The 12,016-nt window shown below is 45.3% G+C and carries 8 protein-coding genes, 2 tRNA genes and 1 riboswitch; of the genes, 4 read left to right on the top strand and 6 right to left on the bottom strand.

What is annotated here, in order from left to right; genetic code table 11:
- Positions 1–26 precede the first annotated feature (26 nt).
- Both ACF8EG_RS05025 and ACF8EG_RS05030 read left to right on the top strand, forming a co-directional pair.
- A tRNA-Asp gene (locus ACF8EG_RS05025) sits at positions 27–103 on the top strand.
- 68 nt (positions 104–171) lie between these two features.
- Positions 172–248, top strand: a tRNA-Trp gene (locus ACF8EG_RS05030).
- A gap of 407 nt (positions 249–655) precedes the next feature.
- On the opposite strand, the gene ACF8EG_RS05035 is transcribed toward ACF8EG_RS05030, so the two are convergent.
- The 4 genes from ACF8EG_RS05035 to ACF8EG_RS05050 all read right to left on the bottom strand — a co-directional run bounded on the left by ACF8EG_RS05035 (position 656) and on the right by ACF8EG_RS05050 (position 3,019).
- Entirely contained in the window at positions 656–838 is a 183-nt protein-coding gene (locus ACF8EG_RS05035; RefSeq protein ID WP_079400692.1) for a transposase, read from the bottom strand.
- A 307-nt stretch (positions 839–1,145) separates the two neighbouring features.
- Complete coding sequence (locus ACF8EG_RS05040; protein ID WP_223848341.1) at positions 1,146–1,340, bottom strand: winged helix-turn-helix domain-containing protein; 195 nt, start codon at positions 1,338–1,340, stop codon at positions 1,146–1,148.
- A gap of 29 nt (positions 1,341–1,369) precedes the next feature.
- On the bottom strand, positions 1,370–1,489 hold the full coding sequence (locus tag ACF8EG_RS05045; protein WP_079400693.1) for a helix-turn-helix domain-containing protein: 120 nt from the start codon (positions 1,487–1,489) through the stop codon (positions 1,370–1,372).
- A gap of 195 nt (positions 1,490–1,684) precedes the next feature.
- Positions 1,685–3,019, bottom strand: a complete 1,335-nt coding sequence (locus ACF8EG_RS05050; protein ID WP_011106084.1) for a sodium:proton antiporter — start codon at positions 3,017–3,019, stop codon at positions 1,685–1,687.
- Positions 3,020–3,209: 190 nt separating this feature from the next.
- Between ACF8EG_RS05050 and metH the strand changes: the two genes are divergently transcribed.
- Positions 3,210–6,890 carry a methionine synthase gene (gene metH, locus ACF8EG_RS05055; protein WP_069507432.1) on the top strand — a complete coding sequence of 1,227 codons (3,681 nt, stop codon included), beginning with the start codon at positions 3,210–3,212 and terminating at the stop codon, positions 6,888–6,890.
- A gap of 123 nt (positions 6,891–7,013) precedes the next feature.
- Here the strand turns inward: metH and lysC are convergent, their stop codons facing one another.
- Positions 7,014–8,366, bottom strand: coding sequence for a lysine-sensitive aspartokinase 3 (gene lysC / locus ACF8EG_RS05060; RefSeq protein ID WP_005480997.1), 1,353 nt, complete (start codon positions 8,364–8,366; stop codon positions 7,014–7,016).
- A gap of 102 nt (positions 8,367–8,468) precedes the next feature.
- A riboswitch (Lysine riboswitch) is annotated at positions 8,469–8,647 on the bottom strand.
- A gap of 325 nt (positions 8,648–8,972) precedes the next feature.
- Here lysC and ACF8EG_RS05065 point away from each other — a divergent pair.
- Entirely contained in the window at positions 8,973–10,094 is a 1,122-nt protein-coding gene (locus tag ACF8EG_RS05065; protein WP_029837284.1) for an alanine--glyoxylate aminotransferase family protein, read from the top strand.
- Positions 10,095–10,211: 117 nt separating this feature from the next.
- Here the strand turns inward: ACF8EG_RS05065 and ACF8EG_RS05070 are convergent, their stop codons facing one another.
- Positions 10,212–11,990, bottom strand: a complete 1,779-nt coding sequence (locus ACF8EG_RS05070) for a PglL family O-oligosaccharyltransferase (protein WP_069507431.1) — start codon at positions 11,988–11,990, stop codon at positions 10,212–10,214.
- Positions 11,991–12,016: the final 26 nt, after the last annotated feature.

Below are 12,016 nucleotides of genomic sequence, written 5' to 3' on the forward strand. Positions count from 1 at the left end.
AATTTAGACTTAGGTCTAACCAGTGCGGAGCGGTAGTTCAGTTGGTTAGAATACCGGCCTGTCACGCCGGGGGTCGCGGGTTCGAGTCCCGTCCGCTCCGCCACTTATTTCGAAAACCTCGCCTTTGCGAGGTTTTTTTGAATCTACAATGTGATAAACTGTAGTTACAACAGGGGTGTAGCTCCAATTGGCAGAGCAGCGGATTCCAAATCCGCGTGTTGGGAGTTCGAATCTCTCCACCCCTGCCATATTTAAAGCCTCAGTCGAAAGACTGGGGCTTTTTTGTTTTCAGCCCTAAACCACCTACTTCAGTAGGTGGTTATCATTCGTTGCGGCTTTGCCTAATTCCCAAATTTCTTACTTTTGTATCGTACTCACCAGAAGTAAGTCAAAGCACTTCAGTACACATCTTCAACGAACTCAATAGTTTTGTTTAGTTGCACTCTATAAGTGATGCCATAAATTTAGTGTTGGAGAGTGAAGAGAGACTGCGGTGCCACATCGAGGTTCTGGTCTAGGCCCCCTTTTAGGGGGCTCACACAAAGCCACCTTCTTTAGAAGGTGGTAGTTTACATCTGTAGCTCTGAGCTGAAGATATTTCTCCATACCGTTATTATACCAATCTTGAAAATTAACTGGTTAGGTCTATCCATTTTTACGAATGCATTTTGGTGATTCTTTTGGAGCAATCCAAAACCGATTCGATTCTATGCATCGCAGACTTGGAGATGATGTCGTGGTAATCAGTAAAAGATTGGTTGGCTAAATAGCGTTGCCTCAAGCAACGCCATACTTGTTCGATAGGGTTTAGCTCTGGAGAATAGGGTGAAAGTTTGATGACACTGACATTTTAAAGTCATTGGCAATTTCTTCTGTACGTCATCCTCCACCATCCATAACAACGACGGCGCGACATCCCTCCTCCGTGACTGCCAATATTTGTTTTAAGTGCTCTATCATGATGTCTTTATGAACCCAAGGACAATGATAGCCTCACCAATTCCTCTGCTGCGACGACTGAACCGAACAGATAAGCATACACGAATTGTTGTTGCTTCACGGCTCTTGGGCGAGCTGCTTTTTCAGTCCATAAGCGTGTTGTCGTGTTTTGTTGCCCAAACCTGGCTTCGTCCTGAAACCAGACATCAACACACTGTCCTGATCGTTTCGATTTTGAATTTTTTAAAATCGTCTTGTGCTTGTTGAGGTTGTTTGGGGTGTTTTGAGCGGGAAGTTATCCATGAAAATCCCATGTGGTCGAGTAGGTAATAGATAGAGTCAGGGCGGTAGTACTCGCCAAATTCTTTCATGATAAAAGCGTGGATATCGGAACCAGTCAGTCGTCCGCCTTGTGTATTATTGGCTTTTCTTACCGTTCTTCTAGCCCTTCTTCAAGAAAGGTTTGAACCCATTTATTGATACTAGTTCGACTTACCTTGAGAAACTTGACGATTTGTGTGCGTGAATATACATCATTTGAGATGAGCAAGGGCCAGCAGGCTCATTTTTATCTGAATCGCCTCAATTGGATCATATTTTTACTTAGATTGTTATTAGGCTTGGGCTTCGCTCTGAGGAGAGTAGAACGGGGAGGTTTCTAGATAATATTGTTGGTGAAGTCTTCGAATTTTAGAGCATAAAAAAGCAGCCCTAAGGCTGCTTTTTAAATATGGGGAGAATGGAATTAGGCTTCAGTTTGTTCTCTTTGTTCTGCTAAAGAGCTTTGAGCTAGCTTTTCATCTTCCATCTTTTTTTCTTCAGCTTTCGCCTTTTCAATCATTGGTGTAATGGTTGAACCTTGAATCAGGATAGAGAACACCACAACCGAATAGGTCATTACAAGGATGATCTCTTTTACATCGATCAGCTTGTCTTGAACCACCCAAATTCCTGATGGAATTGAAAGTGCCATTGCTAGCGCTAGGCCGCCACGTAGGCCACCCCAAGTCAAAATTTTTACTGACCATGGGTTGTATTTTCTGTAACGTTTAAAGCCTATGTATGAGATAAAGACGCTGAGATAGCGAGAGGCTAGCACCAGAGGGACTGCAATTGCCATCATGATCCAGTCTTCTTCATGGAACTTAAATAGCAGCATCGACATACCAATTAATAGGAATAGCACGCCGTTTAGGAACTCATCTACTAACTCCCAGAAGTGGTCTAGGTGGTCTTCACTCTCTTTAGAGAAGCCAATAAAGCGCGTCCAGTTACCGATCATAATTCCCGACACCACCATCGCAAGTGGGCCTGAAACATGAATGTACTCAGCAAATGCGTAACCTGCTGTAGGAACACCGATGGTAAGTAGTAGCTCCATTGAGTGATCGTCAGTAGCACTGATTAGGTAGTGGAATACTAAGCCCAATAGAAAGCCATAGACGATCCCGCCAATCGCTTCTTGGATGAAGAGTAGAGTGACGCTACCGACTGTTGGTGCTTCTGAGCCAAATGCAATGGTGAAAAGCGTGACGAAAATAACCAAGCCGAAGCCATCATTGAATAGTGACTCCCCTTCGATCTGTGTCGAGATACGTTTAGGTGCATCTAACTTTTTAACGATAGCTAGAACGGCAATCGGGTCGGTAGGCGAGATTAATGCGCCAAACAGCAAGCAGTAAACCAAATCAAACTGTATGCCGATCAGCATACAAAGGCCATAAAGAACAAAGCCGATGAAGAAGGTTGAGAACAGGGTTGCTCCAAGAGCCAATACCGTGATTTCCCACTTTTGATCTTTTAAGTTGGGTAGCTTGATGCCCAAGCCGCCAGCAAAAAGCAAAAATCCAAGGATGCCTTTCAACAAAAAGTCTTCAAAGTTGATTCTTGTTACCGTCTCGGTTGCAATCTCCGTAAGGTGAAACCAGTTGTTTTGACCGGCGATCAAAATAAGTAGAGAAAGAACCATTGAACCAGCCGTAATGGCTATAGTGGTTTGCATCTTTCCTATCTTGCTGTTTACAAAAGCAATTAGCATTGCAGCTGCGGATAGAAAACATAAAGTATGATAGACCGACATAGAGCTCTCTATTTGTAACATTTTATGAATGGAATTCTCGGCTGATGCTGTCTAAATAGCAAACATTTTTTCGGGTTTATTTTGCAAGTTAGAAGGAGATAAAATAATCATTAAATCTCCATTTAGACGTCTAGACTCCTGAAGTTTGTGTGATAGGATGGAATCATAACTAAAGGAATGAGGCTGTACTGTGGGAAGCAAAGTAAGACAACAGATTGAAGCTCAATTGAAGAAACGTATCTTATTGATTGATGGTGGTATGGGCACCATGATCCAAGGGTACAAACTTGAAGAGCAAGATTACCGAGGAGAGCGCTTTGCCAATTGGCACTGTGATCTAAAAGGCAACAACGACTTGTTGGTGCTAAGCCAGCCTCAACTAATTAAGGAAATCCATAGCGCTTACCTTGAAGCCGGCGCTGATATTCTAGAAACCAATACCTTTAACGCGACCACCATTGCGATGGCTGACTATGAGATGGAAAGCCTGAGTGAAGAGATTAACTTCGCCGCGGCAAAACTGGCTCGTGAAGTTGCCGATGAGTGGACGGCGAAAACGCCTGACAAACCTCGTTACGTTGCAGGTGTACTTGGTCCAACCAACCGAACGTGCTCTATCTCCCCTGATGTGAATGATCCCGGCTACCGCAATGTTTCTTTCGATGAGCTGGTTGAAGCGTATTCCGAGTCAACTCGAGCATTAATCAGAGGTGGCGCTGATCTTATTTTGATCGAAACTATTTTCGATACATTGAATGCTAAAGCATGTGCCTTTGCTGTTGATTCTGTATTTGAAGAGCTTGGCTTCGCACTGCCTGTCATGATTTCCGGTACGATTACGGACGCTTCGGGCCGAACGTTATCAGGGCAAACCACGGAAGCATTTTACAACTCTCTACGTCATGTAAGGCCGTTATCTTTCGGTCTTAACTGTGCATTGGGGCCAGATGAACTGCGCCCATACGTGGAAGAGCTTTCTCGTATTTCTGAATCATTTGTTTCCGCACACCCTAACGCAGGTTTGCCGAATGCTTTTGGAGAATATGACCTTTCTCCAGAAGATATGGCAGAGCATGTAAAAGAGTGGGCTAGCAGCGGTTTTTTAAATCTGATTGGTGGCTGTTGTGGTACAACGCCGGAGCATATTCGCCAAATGGCGCAGGCCGTTGAAGGTGTTACACCTCGCGCTTTGCCAGATTTGCCTGTTGCTTGTCGTCTCTCCGGATTAGAGCCATTAACGATTGAGAAAGAGACTTTATTCATCAATGTCGGTGAGCGAACTAACGTCACAGGTTCTGCTCGCTTTAAACGTTTGATCAAAGAAGAACAGTATGACGAAGCATTAGAAGTCGCGCGTCAGCAAGTTGAAAATGGTGCCCAAATCATCGACATCAACATGGATGAGGGGATGTTAGACGCACAGGCTTGTATGGTGCGTTTTCTAAACCTATGTGCCTCAGAACCAGAAATCTCCAAAGTGCCAATCATGGTCGACTCTTCCAAATGGGAAGTGATCGAAGCGGGTCTGAAATGCATTCAAGGTAAAGGCATTGTGAACTCTATCTCTTTGAAGGAAGGCAAAGAGAAATTTGTTGAGCAAGCTAAACTGATCCGTCGTTATGGCGCAGCTGTGATCGTCATGGCATTCGATGAGGTTGGTCAGGCAGAAACACGCGCGCGCAAGCTAGAAATTTGTACAAATGCTTATCGTATTTTGGTAGATGAAGTTGGCTTCCCGCCAGAAGACATTATTTTTGACCCGAACATTTTTGCCGTCGCAACGGGTATCGATGAGCACAACAACTATGCTGTTGATTTCATTGAAGCTGTAGCGGACATCAAGCGCGATTTGCCACACGCGATGATCTCCGGAGGCGTGTCGAACGTGTCTTTCTCTTTCCGCGGTAATAACTACGTTCGTGAAGCAATCCATGCCGTATTCCTTTATCACTGTTTTAAAAACGGTATGGACATGGGCATTGTGAACGCGGGGCAGCTCGAAATTTATGACAACGTACCGGAAAAATTACGAGAAGCAGTAGAAGACGTTGTGCTTAACCGTCGAGATGACGCTACAGAAAGATTGTTAGATATCGCAGCTGAGTACGCAGATAAAGGTGTTGGCAAAGAAGAAGATGCCTCTGCGCTTGAGTGGCGAACTTGGCCTGTCGCAAAACGTTTAGAGCATGCGTTAGTTAAAGGGATCACAGAGTTCATTGTCGCAGACACTGAAGAAGCACGTGTAAATGCGGCAAAGCCACTTGAAGTGATTGAAGGCCCTTTGATGGATGGCATGAACGTGGTGGGTGACCTATTTGGTGAGGGTAAGATGTTCTTACCTCAAGTAGTGAAATCTGCACGTGTGATGAAGCAAGCTGTCGCGCATTTAGAGCCTTTTATTAACGCCGAAAAACAATCTGGTAGCAGTAACGGAAAAATTTTGTTGGCGACAGTGAAGGGTGACGTGCACGACATCGGCAAAAACATTGTAGGCGTTGTACTGCAGTGTAATAACTACGAGATCATCGATCTTGGCGTGATGGTACCGTGTGAAAAGATCTTAAAAGTCGCGCTAGAAGAGAACGTTGATATTATCGGTTTGTCTGGGTTGATTACCCCATCTCTGGATGAAATGGTTCATGTTGCTAAAGAGATGGAACGTCTCAATTTTGATCTTCCGCTTCTGATTGGCGGAGCTACCACATCCAAAGCTCACACTGCCGTGAAGATTGAGCAGAACTACAAAAATCCGGTGGTTTACGTAAACAATGCGTCGCGCGCAGTAGGGGTTTGTTCGTCATTACTCTCCGATGAACGTCGACCTGCCTTTATAGAAAAACTGGATGCGGATTATGAGCGTGTTCGTGACCAACACAATCGTAAGAAGCCGCGTACTAAGCCTGTCACTTTAGAACAAGCGCGTGCAAACAAAGTCGCGATAGATTGGGATGCATACACGCCACCAGTTCCTGCAAAACCAGGCCTTCATATTTTCGATGATTTTGATGTCGCAACCTTACGCAAGTATATCGACTGGACGCCGTTTTTCATGACGTGGTCGCTGGTAGGAAAATACCCGACAATCTTCAAACATGAAGAAGTGGGTGAGGAGGCTCAGCGTCTATTCCATGATGCCAATGAGCTGCTTGATCGAGTTGAGCGTGAAGGATTGCTTAAGGCTCGCGGGATATGTGGCCTATTCCCAGCGGCAAGTGTGGGTGATGATATTGAAGTGTACACCGATGAGTCGCGTACCGAGGTTGCTAAAGTATTGCGCAATCTTCGTCAGCAAACAGAAAAGCCTAAAGGCTTTAACTACTGCTTGTCGGATTACATCGCGCCAAAAGAATCTGGCAAACAGGATTGGGTTGGAGCGTTTGCAGTAACTGGCGGTATCGGTGAGCGTGAGTTGGCCGATGAGTACAAAGCGAAAGGCGATGACTACAACGCAATCATGATTCAAGCGGTGGCGGATCGTTTAGCCGAAGCTTTTGCTGAATACTTGCATGAGCGTGTCAGGAAAGAAATTTGGGGCTATGCAGCAGATGAAAATCTATCGAATGATGGGCTCATCCGTGAAAAGTACCAAGGGATCCGTCCTGCACCGGGTTACCCAGCTTGTCCTGAGCATACAGAGAAAGGCCCGCTTTGGGAGTTACTGAATGTTGAAGAGAACATCGGTATGTCACTAACAACGAGCTATGCAATGTATCCGGGGGCATCAGTGTCCGGTTGGTACTTCTCACATCCAGACTCTCGCTATTTTGCGATCGCTCAGATCCAAGACGATCAGTTAGAGAGTTATGCTGATCGTAAAGGTTGGGATAGGATCGAAGCTGAAAAATGGTTGGGGCCAAACATTAACGGCTAAATCAAGTGAACAAGCAATAAAAAGGGCTGCCAATGTGCAGCCCTTTAATTTGTCGTTGTTCCCTCAAAAACCACGTTATGCTTTTTGAACCACGGTAGTGGGCACTTGAGGAACAAACCAATATTATTGTTCGAAGAGCTCTGTATGCAGCTTCTGAATGGCTTGCTTCGCCACCGACTCATTCACAAGGAAGCACAGGTTATGAGGGCTTGCTCCATAACAGATCATGCGTAAGTTCAAATCTTCTAGCGTACCAAACACTTGCTTCGCATAGCCTTTACGTTCACTCATCTTGTTACCAATCAAGGCTACCAAACAAAGGTCATGTTCTACTTCGACCTTACACAACTCTTCCAACTCTTCACGTGCTGCTTGAGGAAGTTGTGGTGCGCCGCCTGAGGTATCAGTTTGATCTAGCGTGAGTGACACACTGATTTCTGATGTGGTGATAAGGTCTACCGAAATTTTGTGCTTGGCTAAAATCTCAAATACTTTTGCTAAGAAGCCGTACGCATGGAACATGTTCGCACTACGTAGAGTGACCATCGTTTGATTACAACGCAGAGCGAGGGCGCGGAACAGTGGTGAGCTTTCGACTTGATGACGAATCCACGTGCCGCCTTTTTCTGGTTCTTTGGATGAGCCAACAAAAACCGGGATATCATGGCGTAGAGCAGGGACCAGTGTTGATGGGTGTAATATTTTCGCGCCAAAGTTAGCCATTTCAGAGGCTTCACTAAAACTGATCTCTGGGATTGGTGACGCTTTTGGTGCAATGCGAGGATCGGTCGTGTAAATACCAGGAACATCTGTCCAAATTTCAAGTCCAGATGCTTTCACACCTTCAGCAATCAAGGCTGCACTGTAGTCGCTACCACCGCGGCCTAACGTTGTTGTATTGCCTTCTTCGTCAGAGCCAATGAAGCCCTGTGTGATGACGACAGAATCAAGACATAAAGGGATAAGCTTCTCTTGCGCTAGTTGAGCAATGGCTTCGACATTCGGTTCTGCGCGACCAAAGTTGTCGTCGGTTCTTAGCACTTCACGAATATCAAATCGCACTGCATTGATACCACGCTCTCGCATGAGCTGCGCCAAAATGTGTGTCGACATTAACTCACCACATGCCACAAGGTGGTCGGTCAGTTTGGTGTTTGCTTGAATTGAGGCAGCTTCTGCAAGGCTGGTCACGGTATCTAAAATTCCGTACACCTCTGAAGAGGCTTCTGTCGCATCTTCCAATTGAGCCAAAATGGAATCATGGATCTCAGCTAGGTTTTTTAGTAACTCAGCACGGTGTTCCTGATCTTGAACGCCATTGGCCAGTTCTACCAAGATGTTGGTTACCCCAGAGCAAGCGCTGCTAACAACAAGGCGAGTATTTGGATTGTTTTCGATGATGGTGGCACAACGACTCATTGCCTCAAAATTGGCAACACTGGTCCCACCGAATTTAGCTACGTTAAATGCGCTCACTGCGTTTCTCCCACGACTTCCTAAAAAATATACACATCCAATGTTTTGTGAGGAAAGGAACAGAGCAAAAAGAGAGGTAGTTAGATTGTCATTTGAAAATGTACCCTCAGAAGCTCTTCATCAGACGGTGCTGATGACAGTTGATGGGACTCAACCCAAGTCAACCGACAAGCCAAACCCTGCAATTTTGACTTACCTCGGCACTACTCCCCCTGAATGATTGGTATTGGAATTGCGGTTCCACAAATCACCTGCCTGGGCAGTGCTCCTCTTCTACATAAAGCTCAAACATTGAACGGTTTTGACGTCACAATGTCAATCAATATTTCAACCAGAATGATGGTTTTTATTAACGAAATTGTGACAGTGGTTTGACCTCTATACTTAGGGCTAATTGCCGTGTGCAACAAAATACATTAGTGTGAAACCTTTGATGCCTGAATGTATTGCTAATCGAAATAAAAATTGCTCCTGTTTTCTGGTGAACTACTTGTTAAATAATTCAAGTGAGTTTTCTTGCAAAGCATAAGAGTGACGATGTTTTGATGGCAAATAATTCTAAAAATGACTTCTTTCAGGCTAAATGACTGCAATCAAGGAGCTGACATGCCGATCCAAAGCTTTATTCCCCCTCACCGAATTTTAATGGGCCCTGGTCCTTCCGATGTTTATCCGCAGGTATTGCAAGCCCTTAGCCGTCCAACGGTTGGTCATCTAGACCCTCTGTTTATCGCGATGATGGATGAGCTTAAACAGCTGTTGAAATACGCTTTTCAAACCGAAAATGAGTTCACTATTGCGGTTTCTGCTCCAGGCAGTGCTGGGATGGAGACTTGTTTCGTTAACTTGATCGAGAAAGGTGACAAAGTCATCGTTTGTCGAAACGGTGTCTTTGGTGAGCGCATGCGTGAAAACGTGATTCGTGCTGGTGGTGAAGTGGTGCTAGTCGATGATGAATGGGGTGTGCCTGTTTCAGTAGATAAAGTTGAACAAGCACTACAGCAACATCCTGATACAAAAATTCTGGCTTTTGTGCATGCTGAGACATCAACAGGTGCTGTCAGTGATGCACAAACTCTAGGTAAGTTAGCCAAGCAATATAATGTGTTGTCGATTGTGGACGCCGTTACATCGTTAGGCGGCGTACCGTTAAAAGTTGATGAATGGCAGCTTGATGCTGTGTACTCGGGCAGTCAAAAGTGTTTGTCGTGTGTGCCTGGCTTGTCTCCGGTGACGCTGTCTCCGGCTGCTATCGAAAAAATTCAATCGCGCACTACGCCAGTTCAAAGTTGGTTCCTCGATCAAAGCTTAGTGTTGGGGTACTGGAGTGGGGAAGGTAAGCGTAGCTACCATCACACAGCTCCAGTGAATAGCCTATATGCATTGCATGAAGCGCTGCTTGTGTTGCAGAACGAGGGGCTTGAGAACGCGTGGGCTCGCCATCAATTGATGCATGAGAAGTTGAAAGATGGTCTTCAGAAACTGGGTTTTGAATTTGTAGTGGAAGAATCTTACCGTTTACCTCAATTGAACGCGATTTATGTGCCGGAAGGGATCGATGAAGCGAAAGTTCGCGCGCATCTACTTGAAACTTACAACCTTGAAATTGGTGCAGGGCTAGGTGCGTTAGCTGGCAAAGCATGGCGTATTGGATTGATGGGATACGGTGCTCGCGCGGAAAATGTCGCGCTGTGCTTGAAGGCTCTGGAAGAGTCTTTAACTGAGTAAGAGTTGCGCATTAGAGCGTCTCAAGAGCTTGGAACTCTATTACTCATAACCAACAGGGCCTAAAATCATTGGGCTGAAAGCAAAAAAGCGAAGGAAGTCCTTCGCTTTTTTGTTTGTCTATTCCGCATCAGACATGCTAGGTGTTGCCGATTGGGCTTGTGAGGGTGGTTGATAATTTACTTGGCTAAAGTCGATGTTCGGAAATAAGAATTGAGCCTCAGCACGAATTTGTTCTGCTTTACTGCTGTCATCCAGTCCTTGATAAGCCAAGATTAAGTTATTGTAGAACGCAGGGCGTGGCTTATCTTTAATGATCTGCAATGACCAATCAATATAAGGTTGAATCAAACTTGGATCTTGCTTGTACAGACCAATATTCAAAAAGGTACTGTAAACGTCCCAGTCAAATCTGTCTTTCCATACGACCGGGTTACTTACCTGATTCAAAATATCAGGATTAGTTGGTCGCGTAGTTTCGAACTTCGTCAGAATGTAGTTCGTGTGTAGTGCGCTCACCATATAGAAGGTAAACACGGCCGGAATCACCAAGCTAAAAACACGTAGCAGACTTTTGGTCACTTTGCTAAACCCAACTTGGCGATAGCGCGAGACACGCTGGTCGACCCAATACAGCAAAATGATGAAAATCAGCCAGTGCACGAGAGAGTGATAAAACGGATATTCCAACTGAGAGTGAAGTACGATAGGAATGAATAACGCGAGCAACGCTAGGCGTGTGCCACGTTTGGCTTGATAAATCCTATGTAAAACCAATCCCATTGCGAGGATTATGCCTAATACAGGCAGAAGCCCACCTTCTACGCCCCAGTACAACATTTCATTGTGAGGATGATCCATCGATGGCAAGCCTGCAGGATAGTTCTCATTCAGCGCATGCTGGCGCGCGGTGTACAGCATGTACTCAGATTCAAACTTACCGTAACCGTAGCCAGTGAACGGTTTCTCGATCACCATATCCAAGGTTTGAGGGAAAGTGTACGCTCGAGGCGACTCCATATTCACTTTCTCTGCCGCCAGTCCACTTCCATCCGGGAATGCAATGCTCATTACAACGAACGAGAGCACCAAGCCCGTAACCAAAGCCGCGATCCAGCGAATAAAGCGGCCTTTGGTTGCAAAGCGATACATATACGGAATCACTAACAACAAACCGATGATGGTCGCTAGCCATCCTGTGCGCGAAGCTAACGCGACAATCAACGGCAAGGTAACAACAGGTACGGCATACAAAAGGTAAACGTCGCTTAGCTTACGTGAATACTTATAGGGTTGGCGAGCTAGAAGATAACTGGCAATGACTAATCCAGTAGCGAGAAAGCTTGCCATCACATTTGGTTGCTGAAAGATCCCGTACGGACGGTTAGCAATCGTGTCGTAGCCGAAAGGATTCCCTGATTTTAGAAAAAGATATTGCGTCAGACCAAATAGAGCTTCAATCACGACAGCCAGTACGATGAACCAAAGTAACCGTTGGCGATGCTTATTACTGAAATGAAATTGCTGTAAGACAACAAAAAACAGGAAACCACTCCACAGGCCGATAAGTTTGTTCGCTGCCAGAGTGCTGTCCGCATTGGGGTAGAATACTGGCAACGTCATGATGATCGCGCTGATCAGTAACCCGATGGTTAGCTTTGAATAGCGTAAAATGCGGTTACTCGCGAGCTGATAGCAACCGATACCTAACGTAAAGCTAAATGCAATCCACGTTGTTGCGTTGAAGGATAGGGCTAACCCTGATCCACCTGGATTGGGCATAAAAAAGTGCATGGCCAGTAAAAACAGAACGGCCAAAGCGATGAGAAACTTGCGATTGAGAGGAACTTGTACTTTTTCAGGAGAAAGTTTGGTTCCACTTACATGTATAGTAGCCATATATATTGCGTTGTTTTGAATGAAAA

Source organism: Vibrio sp. YQ_11, from assembly GCF_043103065.1.
In the GTDB taxonomy this organism is placed as follows: Bacteria; Pseudomonadota; Gammaproteobacteria; order Enterobacterales; family Vibrionaceae; genus Vibrio; species Vibrio parahaemolyticus.